Source organism: Halobacillus andaensis (assembly GCF_014636475.1).
Taxonomy (GTDB): Bacteria; Bacillota; Bacilli; order Bacillales; family Halobacillaceae; genus Halobacillus_A; species Halobacillus_A andaensis.
In genome coordinates, this window is record NZ_BMEL01000003.1 from 314,693 (window position 1) to 332,409 (window position 17,717).

The 17,717-nt window shown below is 40.5% G+C and carries 15 protein-coding genes; 5 read left to right on the forward strand and 10 right to left on the reverse strand.

Annotated features, from left to right (window positions below; all coding sequences use genetic code 11):
- Nucleotides 1-264 precede the first annotated feature (264 nt).
- Together IEV27_RS12940 and IEV27_RS12945 are read right to left on the reverse strand one after the other, a co-directional pair.
- Entirely contained in the window at nt 265-1,020 is a 756-nt protein-coding gene (locus IEV27_RS12940) for a hypothetical protein (protein WP_188377913.1), read from the reverse strand.
- Between the two features lies 1 nt (nt 1,021).
- On the reverse strand, nt 1,022-1,732 hold the full coding sequence (locus IEV27_RS12945; RefSeq protein ID WP_188377914.1) for a hypothetical protein: 711 nt from the start codon (nt 1,730-1,732) through the stop codon (nt 1,022-1,024).
- An 82-nt stretch (nt 1,733-1,814) separates the two neighbouring features.
- On the opposite strand from IEV27_RS12945, the gene IEV27_RS12950 reads away from it, so the two are divergent.
- The 3 genes from IEV27_RS12950 to IEV27_RS12960 all read left to right on the forward strand — a co-directional run bounded on the left by IEV27_RS12950 (nt 1,815) and on the right by IEV27_RS12960 (nt 5,001).
- Nucleotides 1,815-2,777, forward strand: coding sequence for a nuclease-related domain-containing protein (locus IEV27_RS12950; protein WP_188377915.1), 963 nt, complete (start codon nt 1,815-1,817; stop codon nt 2,775-2,777).
- A 337-nt stretch (nt 2,778-3,114) separates the two neighbouring features.
- Nucleotides 3,115-3,918: an alpha/beta fold hydrolase gene (locus IEV27_RS12955; RefSeq protein ID WP_229735298.1), complete on the forward strand. Its 804-nt coding sequence runs from the start codon at nt 3,115-3,117 to the stop codon at nt 3,916-3,918.
- Between the two features lie 24 nt (nt 3,919-3,942).
- Complete coding sequence (locus tag IEV27_RS12960) at nt 3,943-5,001, forward strand: SDR family oxidoreductase (protein WP_188377916.1); 1,059 nt, start codon at nt 3,943-3,945, stop codon at nt 4,999-5,001.
- A gap of 39 nt (nt 5,002-5,040) precedes the next feature.
- Here the strand turns inward: IEV27_RS12960 and IEV27_RS12965 are convergent, their stop codons facing one another.
- From IEV27_RS12965 to IEV27_RS13000, 8 genes are all read right to left on the reverse strand, one after another.
- Nucleotides 5,041-6,222 carry an MFS transporter gene (locus IEV27_RS12965; RefSeq protein WP_188377917.1) on the reverse strand — a complete coding sequence of 394 codons (1,182 nt, stop codon included), beginning with the start codon at nt 6,220-6,222 and terminating at the stop codon, nt 5,041-5,043.
- 221 nt (nt 6,223-6,443) lie between these two features.
- Nucleotides 6,444-7,646, reverse strand: coding sequence for a CynX/NimT family MFS transporter (locus IEV27_RS12970; RefSeq protein ID WP_188377918.1), 1,203 nt, complete (start codon nt 7,644-7,646; stop codon nt 6,444-6,446).
- Nucleotides 7,647-7,667: 21 nt separating this feature from the next.
- Nucleotides 7,668-8,603, reverse strand: a complete 936-nt coding sequence (locus IEV27_RS12975; protein WP_188377919.1) for an aminoglycoside phosphotransferase family protein — start codon at nt 8,601-8,603, stop codon at nt 7,668-7,670.
- A gap of 79 nt (nt 8,604-8,682) precedes the next feature.
- Nucleotides 8,683-10,140, reverse strand: coding sequence for an NAD(P)H-binding protein (locus IEV27_RS12980; protein ID WP_373868101.1), 1,458 nt, complete (start codon nt 10,138-10,140; stop codon nt 8,683-8,685).
- 102 nt (nt 10,141-10,242) lie between these two features.
- The gene (locus tag IEV27_RS12985) at nt 10,243-11,823 is read right to left on the reverse strand and encodes a long-chain-fatty-acid--CoA ligase (RefSeq protein WP_188377921.1); all 1,581 of its coding nucleotides are present in this window, start codon (nt 11,821-11,823) and stop codon (nt 10,243-10,245) included.
- A gap of 135 nt (nt 11,824-11,958) precedes the next feature.
- The gene (locus tag IEV27_RS12990) at nt 11,959-12,252 is read right to left on the reverse strand and encodes a hypothetical protein (protein WP_188377922.1); all 294 of its coding nucleotides are present in this window, start codon (nt 12,250-12,252) and stop codon (nt 11,959-11,961) included.
- Between the two features lie 158 nt (nt 12,253-12,410).
- Nucleotides 12,411-12,908, reverse strand: coding sequence for a GNAT family N-acetyltransferase (locus tag IEV27_RS12995; protein WP_229735306.1), 498 nt, complete (start codon nt 12,906-12,908; stop codon nt 12,411-12,413).
- 113 nt (nt 12,909-13,021) lie between these two features.
- The gene (locus IEV27_RS13000; protein ID WP_188377924.1) at nt 13,022-14,512 is read right to left on the reverse strand and encodes a Na+/H+ antiporter NhaC family protein; all 1,491 of its coding nucleotides are present in this window, start codon (nt 14,510-14,512) and stop codon (nt 13,022-13,024) included.
- A gap of 323 nt (nt 14,513-14,835) precedes the next feature.
- On the opposite strand from IEV27_RS13000, the gene IEV27_RS13005 reads away from it, so the two are divergent.
- Nucleotides 14,836-15,216, forward strand: coding sequence for a RidA family protein (locus IEV27_RS13005; RefSeq protein WP_188377925.1), 381 nt, complete (start codon nt 14,836-14,838; stop codon nt 15,214-15,216).
- Between the two features lie 409 nt (nt 15,217-15,625).
- Nucleotides 15,626-17,221, forward strand: a complete 1,596-nt coding sequence (locus IEV27_RS13010) for an amidohydrolase (RefSeq protein WP_188377926.1) — start codon at nt 15,626-15,628, stop codon at nt 17,219-17,221.
- Nucleotides 17,222-17,717: the final 496 nt, after the last annotated feature.

Here is a 17,717-nt window from a genome sequence, read left to right on the forward strand (position 1 = left end):
TATTCTATAACGGTTATTTCCCAATAACAACCTTTATTCTGAAAATTATATATTTTTTCTTTTTTCTCTATATTTTGAAGCGTTTTCACTGGAATGACAGGGATGATAAGGTGTTTTTTGGAAAAAAAGAGCGAGATTCTATGAGTAGAATCTCGCTCTTTTATGTAACCTGCCACCCCAGTAGAGAATGGTTAAGTTCCCGCAGTCGTTTTGCGCTGAGGTGGCATTAATTTAAAAATAGCATATGGGGGTGTTGGAATCAAGCTACTGGATTTGTTCTTCTTCCAGTTCTAAAGGATCCATCCATATAATAAGATCCATCTGCTCTCCATTCGTAAATGACTGATTTCCTAGTGTCTGCTCCAGCCTACTAAATTCCCCTTCATCGTCATACGGAACATATAACATTTGCAAATGAGGGTTAGGATGGCTGCTTGAGAACAAGCCATTTGCTCCATTATTATCAGGTTGAGCTAAAGTATTCAGTTGATTTTGCAATTCTTTCCATATCTTAGGTGCAGGTTGAGCTCCATAACCCCCACTTACATCAACTTCTTCTTTCGCCATGATTTGTGGAACATAGCTCTGATGTTCCCCTGTCACATGGTAATTGCGTTCCCTTTTCATATAAAAGTCGATCTTATCCACATCATCATCAGGATCTAAATGATAGATGATGTAAAACGTCTCAGGGTCCTGAGGGTCGATTTTCCATAATGATGGTTCGCCACCATTATCCGAAGCCCCTATTGTCCATTTCCGGTTCTCTACTTTCCACACACTCATTCCCCGCTGACCATCATCTGTAATAAAAGGAAAAAAAGCGTGGTCGTCCCCGACTTGCTGACGATCAACGATTTCATCTATTTTCACTCCGCCTAGGGTGGACTCAATTTCCTCTTTAATGGCGCTGTTTTCAGGCAGGTCGCCCGGTCCTGGAGAATTGGATGTAAAAATAAATACACCGGTCAGTACAACAAATAACAGGAGGGTAACAATTATAAGTTTTTTCTTCTTCATGTTATTCGCCCTCCTTTAGTACCGACTGCTCCGTTCTTACATATAGCTGGTCTTCCGCTGTTTGAATGAGAAGACCTTTCCCGTCTTTCTCCACAAAAGTGACCGCATTCAAATCGCTTCCTGATTTAGACTCGAATCCCGATAAAATATAAGGAAACCTCTCTTTCTCCTCTTGATCCTCTATTTGCCGGTGCCACCGCATACTGTCAAACTCTTTAACCTGAGCATTTTCCAATTCTGTTTCTAATCGTTCATTATGTAAGTTTCTTTGGTCCGCTGATTCATGAGTCAGGTGCACTGCTGCGTCATCGGTTTGAGCTAAATATGTTGCTGGATCACTTTTATCATACATAAGGTTGAATACGAGCGGTGTAAGCAATCCTGTTAATAAAAATACGTAGTTAGCCAGAAACCCTAACCATGCATAACGGCGATATACGCGCCACCTTTCTTCGTTCCTTCGTTTAATGAAAAAATAAAGGACGCCAACGCCCAGAGGCAAGATCGCCAGGCTCACAGAATACCCTTGAAACTGAAAGTTAAAGGAAAAAGAAAAAATCCCCACCATTGCAGCAAGCACTGCTTTTCCAATGTGAGGTTTTTCGGACTGCTTTTTATAAATGATAAGTAGCAAAGAGATGATTAGGACATAGGAAATGATTTGAAGAATAATTTCAGGAAGGTTCCATGACCAGTTAAAATCAAATACCATACTATTGCCTCCTTTCTTCTCTTATTTTACCAGAAATGTCCTGTCCGATTGAGCTATAATTGTGAAAAGGAGGTCATTTATTTTGCAAGCAACAATATATCATGAACAGGTAGAAGCCTTGCTTAGGCGGCTGTCCGTTGATCATTCAGGGCGAACAGCTATTGAATCTATTCTTAAAAGGCAGGAAGCCGGATCTTATGGTGAAGATACATTGCGATATTGGCTCACTCACCTCTCCCCTGATGAATTCCACTCGATTTACTACGATGTACGTCTCCCTTTACTCAATGATTCTGTTGTCCAAATTGATGCGCTTCTTTTGAATGAAAAATATATCCTTTTATTAGAAGCTAAAAACTTGGCTGGAAAAAATATATTTGATCTCGATCATCAGCAGTTAGTTCGTATAGTGGACGGAGTGGAAAGCGGCATGCCCAGCCCTTTAACTCAGGCCGATCGGCAGCTCGCCCATTTTAAAAATTGGCTGCTAGAGCAAGGAATTCAGCTGCCGCCAATGGAAGCACTCGTCGTTTTTACAAACAGAGGAGCAATCATTGATTTTACAGATAAGAGTGATCCTAAAGTCAAGCGGGTGGTTCGTGTAGAAAATCTACCGTGGCGAGTCCGCGATTTTGCGAATAGCTGTTTAGAAGTCGTGTTAAGCAGAAGGGATCTGAAGCTTATAGAAAAAGCCATTGTGAATCAACCACCCGAACAAAAGAAGAAAGTATTAAGGAAATTCAAGATTGAGCAGCATGAACTAATACGAGGCGTCATTTGCCCTGAGTGTGGATTTGCAGAAATGAAGCGTCTGCCGGCTCGGTGGTGCTGCCAACGTTGCAGTCATACATCAAAATCGGCTCACCTGGATGCTTTACGTGATTATGAACTGTTAATCGGAGAGCAAATTACGAACCGTCAGCTGAGAGAATGGCTGCTGCTTTCTTCAGCTGATACAGCCAGGAGGATTTTAGTGGGGATGGGATTGAAGTCGGGAGGTGCAGATAAGAATAGATACTATTGTCTCGAAAGCTTTAAAAAGTAAAATCGCGGCTAAATTTTGATTTTCGCGGCGAAACTAAAAAAATCGCGGCCATTTTCTAATTTTCGCGGCTAATTATTTAAAAACGCGGGCAAATCAAAATTTTCGCGGCTAACCCTTCTTCCCAAAACTCATTAAAATCCTCCCTCCATTACCATAATCCTCCTTAATTCCCCTCTATATTCACAAAGTTCACAAAAAAATTAAGAATTCGCCCATTAAGGCTAGCACCTTGAGCTTCTATGCTTTACTATGAGAAGGGGCAGACTAATCTGTCCAAATAAGTATGAAAATGATTATTTTTTGAAACCATCATAGATCGAATTTCAGGAGGGTCCACGTGTTAGAATATAAAGTATACAGCAAAGTCAGTGGCAAAGAAGATTTAGTGCTGCTTCACGGCATGGGCGGGAATTCTAACATTTTCTATAAACAGTTGAAGTATTACCGTGAACACTTTAATGTGATTACGATTCATTTACCAGGACATGGGAATTCGCCGAGTTTGAATAAATATGAAGGGGTATTCTCACAAGAGCTTGCCGCTCAGGAAGTGATTAAAACACTTGATCATTTAAATATTCAAAGAGCTCATTTTGTCGGCGTGTCTCTTGGTTCCATTATTCTTCACCATATGATGAAGAGTCACCCTGAGCGCATTGCGAGTGCCGTTCTTTCAGGAGCCATTACCCGATTTAATTTATTTTCAAAGTTTCTCCTATTTGTTGGACGAATGATTAAATCAATTACTCCGCATTTGTGGATTTACTATCTTTTCGCTCATATTATTATGCCTAGAGCAAACCATAAGGCTTCAAGAGATATTTTTATTAAAGAAGCTAGAAAAATGAAGCGCGAGGATTTTATTGGTTGGTTTAATTCGGTCAATAAAGTTGCCCGTAGTTATGACCTGGTACCAAAACTAGCTAAAAGTATTCCTAAGCTTTATGTATCCGGCAGTGAAGATCATCTTTTCATTAAGAACCTTAAAAAAGATATAAAGCATGATATTAATGCCACTTTCAAATTAATTGAAAAATGTGGCCACGTTTGTAATATTGAGCGCTATAAGGAATTTAATCAGGTCACCCTCGATTTTCTAAAAGGAAATCAAAGTGTGAAGTCTACGAAGCAAATTTCTTAAAGTACAGCTCCAGGAGTGAAGAATTTGAATTTATTTTTAACAGGATCGACTGGTTTTCTCGGTGGTAAGCTTATTAGTAATTTAATGCAGGATACGGGTCACCACGTCTATGTATTAGTACGAAACGTTGAAAAAGGACAACGCTTAATCAGCCAGTTTACTGAAGAAAAACAAAACAGAATTCACCTGATTAAGGGCGATATTACCGAACCCTACTGCGGTCTCTCTGAAGAATCCTTTAAAAAGCTTCAAGACCAGGGAATGGATGGCTTTTATCATTCAGCAGCACTCGTTAAATTCGATGTGGAACTGAGCGATGAACTATTTGAAATTAATTATGAAGGTACGAAGAACACTCTTGAACTGGCAAAATTATTAGGCGTTAAGAAGTTTTTCTATATTAGTACCGCTTATACAGTTGGCAAAAGCAGTCAAGGAGTTGAAGAACTCTACCCGTTAGACGCTGAGTACCATAATCCTTATGAAGCGAGTAAAGTACAATCGGAGCACTTAGTTTTTTCTTACAAGGACGAAATGGACGTCTCTATTTTCCGTCCGGCGATCATCGTTGGAGACTCAAAAACAGGTGAAGCTGATTCAGAATTTACGCTCTACGGGTTTATGCGTGCCCTTCACATCTTCAAACGACGGGTTGCACGAAAAAACCGGGGCGATGATACCGTTAAGTATCGTGTGATCGCCAACGAAGAAGGGACATCTAATTTCGTTCCCGTTGATTATGTAGCTGACATTCTTAGTTTAGCCGTACAAAAAGCAGAGCCTAATAAAATCTATAACATCACGAACCCAAATCCTCCGACAAATACGGAAATTCTCAATATGTTTAAGTCCGCATTAAGTTTTAAAGAACTAGACCTTGTCGATCATGCAAAAATGGAGGATTTAACAGAAGAAGAACAGCAGCTTAACGCGATGATTAACATCTTCCGAGTCTATTTAGCTGGTAATGTTACCTTTGATGATCACAATACACAAGAGCTTATCAAAGGGACGAATGTTGAACATCTAAACCTATCCTCAGAAACGCTGCAAATGATTATTGATGCTTACTTTAAACATTAAAAAACTCGAAGAATCCCTGAGATTCTTCGAGTTTTTTTATTAGGAGGAAGCATAACCTTCCTGAGTCGATTTCTTACTGTTTAAGAATAGAGAAGTAATCAGCATCATGACTAAGAAAACCAGTACAATACTAAATCCGCCTTTCTGACCAAATAGATCCGAAGCCAGTCCTACAATATAACCTGCTATACCTCCGCCGATACCAGATGCAATATAGATTAGACCTAATGCGGAGCCGCTTGTTTTAGAAAGCTGGGTACCAAAAGCCGTTGCTGTTGGGAAAAGCGTGGAGAAGAACAAACCAGCACCCGCAAACAAGTATGGAAAGCTATCCGCAAATAAGAAACTAATGCCTACCATTGCAACAGATCCGGCAGAGAACGTAATCAAAATAATACGTTCATTAATCCAATTGGATAGATAAGCTACTGCCAGCCGGCCAATCATGAAAAATACAGAGAACAATGAAAGGATGGCGGCTACCATATCGTCTTTTTCCGCTGTTGATAATCCACCTAAATCAAGCGACTTCAAATAGGTTGGGAAAAAGTTCGTAAATGAAACTTCTGCTGACACTTGAAGCATAAGGAATGCCATAAGGAATACGAACTGTGCATCCTTTAACATAGGAATAAAAGCCTTCAAATCAATGCGCTCGGCTCTGCCTGAAGGGAACGCTACCGACGTTACATAGATAATTACAGCCACTAAACACACGGCAATCCCGATGTAAAACACGCGCCATGAAGCAAATTGGAACATGAAGTTTAATAACTGCGGGAACAAAACCATCCCTAAACCATAAACCCCCATCGCATAGTTAAACATTTGTCGCTGCTTATCTGGATACGCCGCAGGAACGATGGCATTAGATGCTACGCCTAACGAACCTAAACCAAAACCAACGATCATATAAAAACCTAAGAAGAACATAATATTAGGTGCCAACCCTGTACCTAAGAAACCAAGTCCCATTATGATGGAACCGACAATTGTCATCGCACGCAGCCCTTTTTTATCCGTGTAATAACCAATAATGACACTGGCTAACGTGAACCCTAGTTGGAAAATGAACACGATCAGCCCGAACTCGTCCATGTTCAATCCAATATCTTCTTCTACCTTATCTAGTACGATACCTTTCGTATTCGTTACTCCACCTGAAATAAATTGAGTAAACATAAGAATAATTAAAGCATGTATACTTTTTCCTTTAGTCATGATGACTACCTCCTGAATGGTTACACTTTACTGTCCAAAAATAATTCCATTCCGGGAGATACCCGCTCATTATATTAGTAAAACGATGATTCTTTATGTAAGCGTTACTTTATAAAAGTTCTATTTTTCAAAAAAATCTGCCCTTGGAAGAGGACAGATTTAATAAGCTTACCGTTTATTTTTCTTCACAGTGTAAAGAGATAGCTTATGCATTAGTGAAATCATTTGGCAGCCAAGGAAACCTCTTCGATGTATTTATCTCTTCCTGCTCCTATTCCCGCACTAACCATGATCACAACGATGCCTATAAAAATAACGATTCCAGGTGTCCAGGTTTGAGTAAAGTCATAGAGCATTCCAATTAAAATAGGTCCTACAGCAGCCAGCGCGTAGCCGATCGATTGAGCCATTCCTGATAAGTTAGAAGCCTGGGTTGCTGTGGAAGCGCGCAAACTTAAAAATGTTAAAGCTAAACTAACTGAAGAACCTTGAGCAAGACCAATGATCGCAATACATAGGGTTAACCATACAACACCTGAACCAAATAACATACCTGATAATCCTATTAGATACAAAATTCCGATGCTGAGCACGATGCCGCGCTGGTTGGTGATGCGTCCCGCTAAAACAGGCGTTATAAAAGTACCTGGCAGCCCAACAATTTGCATGAAAGAAAGCATCCACCCCGCTGTAGAAGGGGTCATTCCTCGACTTTGCATTATTTCTGGAAGCCACGTAATCAGACAATAAAACATAAAAGATTGCATGCCCATAAAGATCGTCACTTGCCAGGCAAGCTTCGAGCGAAAGAGCGGGCTGTTTTTTATATTGATCTTTGGAATTTTAACGGGCTTACGTTTTATAGTCGTTTGAGGAATCCATACTACCATAGCAATAATTCCCAACACAGCCCATACTCCTAATGAACCTTGCCACCCGCTTGACATACGTTGAGCTAAAGGAAAACTTATACCCGAACCTACCGCTGCCCATGCGCTTAAGGAAATCGAATAAATGCCGGTAAGCAGACCTACTTTATCTGGGAACTGCTGCTTAACGAGGCTTGGAAGCAGTACGTTACAAATAGCTACTCCGATACCAATGAGGGCTGTTCCGATGAAAAGAGTGGTTACCCATTCAATTGAACGGACCAATATGCCAACCGTAAGCACGAACATTCCAATAAAAATAGCCTGGCCTTGCCCGACTTTTAAGCCTAAGCGAGGAGCTAGCGCAGAAAGCACGGCAAATGCAATGAGAGGAAGAGTTGTCAGCATTCCTGCTATTCCATTTGTTATCGAAAGGTCTTCTCGAATAGAACTGATTAATGGCCCTACTGCTGTAAGCGATGGCCTTAAATTTAAAGCAATAAGAACAATACCAACTATAAGCCACTTTCTTTTATGTATAGGGTTATAGAACATAAACCGTCTCTCCCCCTTTTCTTAAAAAATTCCTTTTCCAATGTCTCTATTATACGTACTTTTATAGAGGGAGCGAAAAATCTCAACCCCTGAAAGAAAAGTTTTGTCATAATGATTGGAAACCGGATCCACTGTCCACGAAGCAGCAAGAACAGTATGACAAAATCCCCATAATAACAGTCTTTCTTTGTTTAAATTAAGCTCCTCCATAAAAATCTTAATGCGGTCTTCGATGCACTGCTTTCGTTTTTGGGCAGGCAATCGATTTAATAAAAATTGGATGAGATCATACTCCACTTCTCCTACTAACCCTTTTGGATCAATAGCAAGCCAATCCTTATCCCTTCGTTTTAAAATATTATAATGATGAAAGTCCCCATGAAGGATATAGCGAGACTGTAGGGTTTCATTTAAAAAGTCAAAAACAGCTATAGCCTCTTGTAATGTGCCTTCCGATATCGGTCCTATGCCATCAGGGTGGTTTGCATAGATTTTTCTTAACTGATTTTCTCTGCTTTTAGTCGTTGGAAGCGTTACATCCCCCGTGTCCTTTGTTACTAATTGACGGACTAGCTTAGCAGCAATTCGAGTCGATGAATGATCTTGTTCCAGATCTGATAAAGGAGTTCCAGGTTGTACTTTTTCTAAAAGAAGAATCCTTCTACTGACATCTTCATCTATTACTTGAACTCGGCCATTTGGATTCAAAGATAAAAGTGCTTTACGTTCATCGTCATAACCCTCTTCAGGTAATGATAATTTCACGACTACCTCTTCCCCACTTGTAAGAGTAGCAGGTGCAACAAAATTATAAGACAGCTCAAAGGGCTCATGGATCTTCAATGACCACCTTTCCTCACAGTAGGCAATTAAGTTAGGAATTTCATCAAGAAAGGCTTGACCTTTATCTGGACAAGCCAATAATACATTGTGAACGAATTTTTTTGGAAAATTCATCTACTCTTCTCCTTAAAGGGAATAAACTCTCTTTTCATAAACAAGCAGCTCGGTTCTCTATTTGAACCGAGCTTCCCTGTTATGTTGTTATTTCTACATTTCCTCTCACTATCCTGCTTTTATTTTCAGTAGACTTTATCATACTTTGTAAATGTTTACGGAACAGATACATGACAAAAATATGTGCTTTGGCTTGCGTATATTTATAAACGAACCATGGAAGAGAAGGCATGTAATCATGAATCGCTACGATACATTCCTGCGAGTCAGGAATTTGCCTGAATTCTAAGCGGCCCCGTTCATTTTTACTAGCATCGAAAAATACGCCGCCTGTTAAATAGTATAACGTACGGTTTGCTGTACTGCGTTCCGTAGAATAGCCCATTTTCAAGAGGGGCTGGCCCGTTAATGCTGTTTTTATCTTATAATTATTTTTCTGATCGCTTTCCGTTTGGATCATGGGAGCAAATTTTTCTGCAAGCCACTCTACATAATGTTTGGCAGCCCACGTCGCATCTTTGCCTTCAGGAAGACAAATACGCTGAACCGATCGTACATCCTTTTGAACTTGTGGTGTTTTCCTTTTTTTCTTAGAAGATCCCGATTGTTCTGCTTCTTCCTTAAGGGACCACTCGGCTGCTTCTTTAAACGTCATTGTTCCTTCACTTACTTCCTTTTCCATCCGTTCTGGACTGGCCGTCATCGGATGCACAAGGCTTTCTATTAATGGATATACCATTTCTTTAGGGGATTGAGTCGTTAAACTGACCCACAGCCTTGAAAGCTTCACGGTAATAAAAGGAACATCAAATAGTCGTGGGTTTTTGCCCATAGCTTCTGCGGTTTGAAGCATCATTTCTTTATATGTCATGACCTCGGGACCACCTACATCAATGGCTTTTCCTTTTAAATTTTGGTTGTCTATACTCGTATTGAGGGCGTTTAACACGTCCGGTAAAGCAATCGGATGTGTTTTTATTCGAGTCCATTTTGGTAAAGCCATAATCGGCAGTCGTTTCACCAGTTTAGCAAGTATAGGAAAGGATGAGCCTTTAGGTCCCACGATAAGTGCTGCCCGAATCGTCGTAACCGGCACACCATAAGCACCTAAAATTTTTTCAACTTCAAGCCGGCTCCTTAGGTGACGAGACAGTCGTTTGGCTTTTGGTATAATACCGCTCAAATAAACGATCTGTTTTACGCCTTGCTTCTTTGCTGCTTGGGCGAAATTATCCGATAGAATGACATCCATATCTTCAAATGACCCTTGAGTGAGTTTAGCGGAGGGCAGCATTGAGTGAACGAGGTATACGGCAATATCGGCACCTTCAAGTCCTTTTTCCGCGTCTGCCATCGAATACAAATCACAGGAACGCCATGTCACATGTTCACTATCCTCTTTGTGATCTCCGTTTCTTGATAAGGCAATAACATCTGCATATTTCGTTAATTTTTCTAGCAAGTTATTTCCTATATATCCGGTGGCTCCGGTCAGCGCGACTACTGGCCGCTTCTTATTAATAATGGTGTTATTCACTTTCATCTGCCTCCTGTACGATGTAGTTATGGACCCTTACCCTGTTCTTTACTAATGATAACTTGGGGAGATGCTCATAAAGAAAGCCCCAAACAGTTGGGGCTACTTCACCATTCGATCTTCATGTTTCCAGAACTCTTTACGTAACTGGACTTTTTGAATTTTTCCAGAAGCTGTTTTTGGAAGCTCTTCAACGAACGAGAAACTTTTTGGCACTTTAAAATGGGCTAATTTATTACGGCAGTATTCTGTCAGCTCTTCCTCTGTTAAGGAATGCCCTTCCCTTTCAACAACCACAGCATGAGGAGTTTCTCCCCACTTTTCGTGTGGAACCGCAATGACAGCTGTCTCTAAAATAGAAGGGTGATCGTATAACGCGGCTTCTACTTCAATCGAAGAAATATTCTCTCCTCCACTGATAATGACATCCTTCTTCCGATCGACAATTTCAATATACCCTCTTTCGTCTACGATCGCCATGTCACCTGTATACAGCCACCCGTCACGGATCGTTTCATTCGTAGCTTCTGGATTTTTATAATAGCCTTCCATCACATTGTTGGAGCGGGTACCAATTTCGCCAATTGATTTCCCGTCTCTTGGTACCTCTTTACCAAATTCATCTAAAACTCTCACTTTCGATCCTACCATTTCATAGCCTGTTTTTGCTTTTAGCAGGTATTGCTCTTCCTTGGGTAATTCTTGTTCCATGGAACGCAAAATGGAAGTGGTAATAAGCGGCGTTATTTCTGTCATTCCATAGACTTGGATAAACTCCCAGTCCATTTCTTCTTCTACTTTTCTCACAAACGCAGGAGGGGGAGCTGACCCTGCAATCACAATCCTCCCTTTTTCAGGCAAAGAGATTGGGTTAGATTCATATTGTTCTAATAACATATTTAAAACGGTTGGAGCCATATGCATAATAGAAACCTGGTGATCTTTTACCTTTTGTAAAATTAACTCCGGATCCACTTTCCGCAGCATCACTTGAGTTGCACCATTTAACGTGTAGTAAAAAGGAGAACCCCATCCGTTCACATGGAACATCGGCAAAACATGCAATAATGTATCTTGGTCAGAAACTCGCAAATGATGCATCGCAGATAGGGCATGTAAATAATTTGATCGGTGAGAAAGCAGTACTCCTTTTGGGTTGCCTGTAGTACCGCTTGTATATAAAAGGCTCGCAATATCCGATTCTTCAATCGGCTCACGGTCAAAATCGTCCGATGAATAGTTGCTCCTCCAACTCTCATAAGCTAGATGGCCATCAAAAGAATTACCGTGAATAATCACTTCTTGCAGCTGGGGAATCTCATGCAGAACGGACTTCACTAGAGAATAAAGCTCCTCATCAACAAATAGTACCTTGCTTTCACTATGAGTTAATATAAACTTATAATCTTCAGGCTTTAATCGTGTATTTAAAGGAGTCATCACTCCTCCCACTTGAAAGACTCCGTAAAACCCTTCAAGCATTTCACTTGTATTGGGAGCTAAGTAAGCAACTTTATCTCCTTTTTCCACACCTAAATCTTGTAAACCACGTGATAATTGATTGACTCGATCATTTAATTGATCGTAAGTTAGTGTCTGGTGATCATCAATAATCGCTGGCTTACTACCATAAAGTTCAACAGCTCGGTCCAAAAAATCTGTTAGTACTAATGGGACATGCATACTTTTTCCTCCCCTTCCGTTAAATAAAGCGGTTACATTTTATTGTAAAGAATGCACTGTTATATATCAAACAAAACAGATATATAACAAAAAAACTCCCAATCTATGAAAATAGAAAGGAAGTTCTCAAACGTATTAAGCGATACCTAATGCGATCAACATGATATAAGTCATCATTAGAAAGGCGCCAGCATGAAGAAGGACGAGCAGCCATTTCGTCCATCCGCTGCCTTTTAATCCTACAAATACTCCACCTAAAGGAAACAAAAGCATAAGAATGACAGTCACTCTGCCAAGCCCCCAAAATGAAAACCCGCTTACTAATAAGACAAATAATGCAATGAAAATACCAAGCAATACAAGTGATGCTATGTTAAATTTTTTCTTTTTATTTATTTCATCTGATGTTAAGTAAAAACTGTTCGCCATTGAATTGGCATCCTCCTGTCGACAAAATAATTGATCTTTCTTTATTATAGTATTCATGTAAAGTGAGAAGAAGGTCCGGAATGCTTAAAAGTCCTACTTATTAAAAAGAAAGTTTGATTAAAAAGTCACAGTTGTTTTTACTAAGCATACCAAATCCTCTATCCCCATAAAAGCTTAGCCATATAATATTCATCGACATACGTATTGTTCATTTTCAAAGAATCTCTTTTACACCCTTCAATTTCATACCCATTTTTCTTATACAAATGAACAGCCGCTGTATTTTTTACCACTGTCGTCAATTCAATTCGATGAATCCCTCTTTCTCTCGCCCATTCCTCAAGGGAATTTAATAAGCTGCTGCCTGCTCCCTTCCCTTGAAAATCCTGTATAACGCCTAAAACGATGGAAATTGTATGTTGATTGCGATTGGCCTTTCCTCCAAAAGCTAAAGCATACCCAATCCATTGATTCTCAGCCTCAGCAATTAAAATGGTGGAATGAGGGTCATTGATAAAAGCTTTTACCTTTTCGAGCTGATGACCTGATTTTCGCTCCCCAGGTTCCATCAGCATATAGGCTGCTTCCCTCTCCACTTGATCCGTTAATTCAAGAAATACTTTTACATCATCTCTATGTAATTCTTTAATTTTCACGACATTCTTCCTTCCAATATAAAAATCGTTATGAATCAGATTCGACACGCAGCATCCATTTCCTTTTTTCCACATAAAAAGTCATCTTTCCCTAAGGAAAGACGACCTTCTTGCTAAGCTTCAGAATAATAATCCTTTGGCTTAACTTCTTCTCCATTTTTCCCATTAAATCGTAATCCCCAACCAGTCAGGGCCGCGATAAACATAACAATCAGCAATCCCCACCCTTGAAATACGAAGGGAAAAACCTCTGTTGGGCTGACAACTGGTATGAACTCGTAGTCATCAGCCGCTCCCTGGATGGTCGCCCAGGCGAGCAGGACACCGCCGCTCCAGGGAAAAATATACCCTAGTGAAGACGTCACTGTATCTAAAAAGTTCGCTCTACGATAAGGGTGAATGTTCATCTCTTTCCCTAACTTTCGCACAAACGGTGCAGCTGCAATTTCAGCAGCAGTATTAATGGTAATAAATATATTTAAAAATGCCACAATTCCAAACATCGTTAATTCTGCGCGACGTACTACATTTTTAATAATTCCTAAGAAGAAGTTCTTAATGGTCTCCATTGTTCCAGCCACTTCCATTAAATGAGCGGCTGCTAAAATAAATAGAATCAGAATGGCCATATTAAAGTATCCGCCTATCCCTTCCATAAGAGCTCCTTCAATAACCGCATCACCTGCATCGTTTTGATAAATATGCAGCACTTCAGTTAATGGAATACCTGCAAGACCCATGACGACTACAGCAGCTACAATTCCCCAAGTTAGGGATGTCAGTAGATGATGGCCAGACAATGCCAAGAACAGCACAAGGGCAAACGGAATTAATAAGAGCAATCCATCAGCAGACACCTCTTGTTGAAGGTCGCTCATTACTTGAGTATTCCCCATAGTACCTCCTCCTCCGAAGATGACGAATAAAATAAGTGCTGGAACGGCAGCAGTTACGGAGTATTTAAACCTTGAGCGAACGACGCCAGGTACATCTGCTTCCTGAGTAGTAGCCGAAACGATGGTCGTGTCTGATACAGGCGCTAAATTATCACCAAACACGGCACCACTTAAAATAGCAGCAAGTAAAATGACGGGGTCGGCTCCTAGAATAACACCCGCCGGATACATAAGTATTCCAAATGTAGCTACAGTTCCATAGCCTGTACCTACAGCTGTAGCAAACAGCGCAGAAAGCAGAAAAGTTATTCCTACAAATGCTCCACCTTCAAGACCTGTTTGAAATCCAAACCAAATCAGTCCATCGACTAATCCACCTGCTGATAACAGTGTGGCAAACATCCCAGCCCAAAACCAGGCAATAACCGCAACTACACCTACAGGCTGCGCCATCCCTGAAATTAAACTTTGAGCATAATCGGCCCATTTTGACTTACAAAAGAACAAACCGATGGCTACGCCAATCACCATTCCCAGTACAAGCGCCTCCTCTGTGACAAGCTGTGAGACACTAAGTGTGATAGCCCACACGATGAAAAAGACTAATGGTATGGTTGCAGCAAAAACGCCACCACGGAATTCTAATTTCTTTATCTTTTTTTCTCCTACGGCTTCATCAATGACTTCGTTATTTTCTTGATTTCCCACTAGACTTCCTCCTTGATGACTAAAATCCCTTCATAGTGTATCACTAAATCTAGTTTTACCGTAATCATTAACTATGATAGGGGATGTGAGCATATAAATATGGAATGCCAGTCACTAAAATTATTCTTTTTTTTACTATTATTAAGGTATAATGGCTTACAGACATCCCCGAGATAGTGTCGCCATTATTCTATTTTTTTCTTCATTATTTCCCAGGAAATGATAACGGCATGAACAAAAACTATGTTCTAATTTGAAAAAATTTCGCTATTTATCTGAGTCATGGTAGGATGGAAACTAACTACATAAAAGGAGTGACCATTATGTTTAAACCACTAGCTACAGATCAAGCACCTGCAGCAATCGGACCTTATTCTCAAGCAGCAGATGTAGGAAACCTTATTTTTATTTCCGGTCAGATTCCTCTGGACCCACAGACAATGGAATTTGTATCGGAAGATGTTAAGGACCAAGCTCACCAAGTGATGAAAAACCTAGGAGCGATCCTTGAAGAGGCTGGGTTGAATTACAAACATATAGCTAAAGCAAATATCTATTTGGATTCTATGGATGATTTTGCCGTAGTTAATGAAGTATATGCCAGTTATTTAAGCGAACCGTATCCAGCGCGTGCTGCGGTTGAAGTAGGAAAGCTTCCTAAAGGAGCAAAGGTTGAAATAGAAGCCATTGCTGTTAAAGAATAACCCCAAAAGCAGAGCAGAGACGCTCTGCTTTTCAGCTTGTAGAGAAACCCCGGGTTTTTCTACAAGCTTTTTTGGGTGGACGTTCCAACGGCCGAACGCCCGAGCCTCCTTGCGAAAACCCACGCTCCGGAGTCTCGGATCGCCTTTTTCCCGCTGGAGTCTCGCAGTATTCGTCCTTCCGATATTGAAAAAGATTGACCCTCATTTTAGATGAAGGTCAATCTTTTTTATATTCTGGCAGGCAGCCGTCAGTAATGCTTGTTCCTTCACTTTCTCTTAAAGAGGCGCTTTTCCTCTTCCTTTTATCCAAGCAAAATGAAGGAACTACAATGAGCTCCCCTATTAGAAGGTTAAACGGAGTATAGTAAGGGTAGAAAAACTGTAGAAAATAGTTGAGAGGAGTAACTGCATGATTTTGGATAATGTAAGAATATATCAGCCTTATGAATACGAAGATCGTAATGAAAAGTTTGCAGTGGAGATACAGTCCGATAAAATTAAGCAAATCCACTCAAGTCCTTACACTGGGACTGAGCCAACCATAGATGGGGAAGGAAAAGTACTTAGCCCTGGATTTAATGACAGTCACATGCATTTGCTGCGTTATGGGTTGTTAAAGAAAGAATTAGACTTAACAGAAGCAAACAGCTATCAAGAAATGAAAGAGTTAATAGAAAACCACTATGAAAATTTAGACGAAGGTGGATGGTTTTTTGGAAAAGGATTTAACGATGATCATTTTGAAGATTTGGATCAGTTGTTAACAGCAAAAGATTTAAATGACATTCAAGCGAATGCTTATATCTACCTCCTGCACGAAGATGGGCATGAATGCGTAATTAGTGAGAAAGCCATGGAATTGTTAAAGCAAGAAGAAGCATTTAAAAAAGAACCCGAAGAGTTTAAGGAAAAAGATGAAGATGGCAATTGGACAGGACGTTTTAAAGATACAGCGGTTCATTACATTAACCATCGGTTTTGGGGAAGATCTGTGGAAGATGCTAAGCAGTCCCTTTTAGCTGCATTTCCTTATTTGAGCGAAAATGGACTAACTTCCGTGCACACAGATGACCGGAGTTTTATTGGGGATTATGATCGGCTATGGCAAGCTTATACGGAACTTGAAGAGGAAGGGAAACTACCTATTGATGTTCAGCTTCACCACTATATATTCGATATTAGCGATTTAACTCACTTTCTAGAAACCCACACTCGTCGCACAGGTGATGGGACCAACCAAGTTAAAGTAGGAGCTATAAAAATCTTTTTGGATGGTACCCAGCGTCTTCATACAGCATCCATGAGAAATCCTTACCCTGATGACCCTAATGCAACCGGACCGCTCATCTATTCTCAAAACCAGCTGAATGAAATGGTTTCCCTAGCCAGCGAGAACAACATGCAAGTGGCCATGCATGCGATTGGCGACCGAGCGGTTGAACAAGCTATTGAAGCTTTAGAGCAAAAAGAGTCTCACACTGCTAAGCTTAGACACCGGATTATTCATGCGCAGACCTTAGCGCCCGACTTAATTCAGCGACTGCAAAAAATTAAGCCTTATATTGAAACACAGCCTTCGTTTCTTTTAGGGGAATGGGATAAAAAACACCTTTGGACACCTGAAGAGTTACTTCGCTTTAGTGACCCTTTTAAAAGTTTAGTTCGAGGTCATATTCCCATTACACTAAGCTCGGACTTACCAATTGGAAGCATCAACCCTTTGGTCAGTATTTATACTGCGGTCAATCGTATGGATCTAAATCAACAGCCTCAAGGCGGATGGATGCCGCAAGAGAAACTTTCAGTAAATGAGAGTTTTCACTCATTCACGGTCACTCCTTCTTACCTAGAATACGGAGAAACTAGAAAAGGAAAAATCGCACCAGGCTATCAAGCTGACTTTGTCATTTTAGATCAGCATCCTCTAGAGATTCGGATGGAAGACATCAACAAAATTCAAGTTACAGAGACGTGGCAGCGAGGAAAGAGAACATATAAAAAGTAAAAAAAGCAGGGGATTTTTGAGTGCACTGAAAAAGTCCTTTTATTCTAAAAAAGGTGTTAAAGATTGTAGTTGAACCTCACGAATCGCTTTTCGGTGGAGGCTTGCCGCGGGCACGACCTCAGCTAACTTGGTCAAGAAGTTCACTTGACCAAGTGGATCTTCGGCTCGCGCTCTTCCCGCGACGCACCGGACGTGCTAGTGTCGATGTTGGCCACAGGAAGTGGCCGGTTTTAATCGACCAGGTCGTCACCACCGAACGCTTATCGTGGCATCAACAGAGATCAATCTAAAAACCAATTCTTATGTTACAGGGTGCGATGGCGCTTTTCCCAGCTAAGTGAAACGAATCGTTAAACTTATGAAGGAATAGAAGTAAATCTCTTAAAAGTTAGAAGAAAAGCGGTCTGTGTAGAAATTAAATTCGCACAGACCGCTTTTTAAAATTATACCTTTCATGGACCTTCAGTTTTTCAGCGGCCTCAATTTTTACCCTGCT